Origin of the sequence: Sulfitobacter sp. UBA4523 (assembly GCF_002388305.1) — a bacterium.
GTDB lineage: Bacteria > Pseudomonadota > Alphaproteobacteria > Rhodobacterales > Rhodobacteraceae > Sulfitobacter > Sulfitobacter pontiacus.
On the sequence record NZ_DGMH01000017.1, the window covers coordinates 123,527 to 123,987 of the forward strand.

1 pseudogene is annotated in these 461 nt (G+C 66.6%); it reads left to right on the plus strand.

Annotated elements, in window-relative coordinates:
- A pseudogene (locus B3849_RS03890) lies at positions 1-461 on the plus strand (NAD-binding oxidoreductase); the annotation flags it as partial.

The window sequence follows — 461 nt, forward strand, 5'->3', positions numbered from 1 at the left end:
GTCGGCACGCGCTTTTCGCTGGCCGCCGTCACCATGGCGATGGATCTGGCCTGTGACCGCCCTCTGGCCGCCGCTGCCCTGCCCCGCACGCCGCCCGCCTATGCAACGCGACGCTTTGTCGATGGCGCGCAGCCTTTCGAAAAGCTTAAACGCGTGGACAGCCCCACGACCTATATGGACGAACCGCGCATCCCGCGTCTGCCCAAACGCACCGATATGTTCAGCCGTGCGCTGTTTGGGGACATGGGCAAAAAGCTGCAAGACGGGGCCACCGGCGGGCGCTACATCCGCAAGACGCCGACCTCGATGGCGCAGCGGCGCGCGCTTGGGGCCTTTGGTCTGCTGCAAGACGGGCAAGCTGCCGAAACGCAAACCGCCCTCGCCCCGCAACAGGCGGCAGAGATGGTCAAGGCGGTTGCCTATTTCCTGGGGGCCGATGCCGTGGGGGTCAGCCGTTGTCC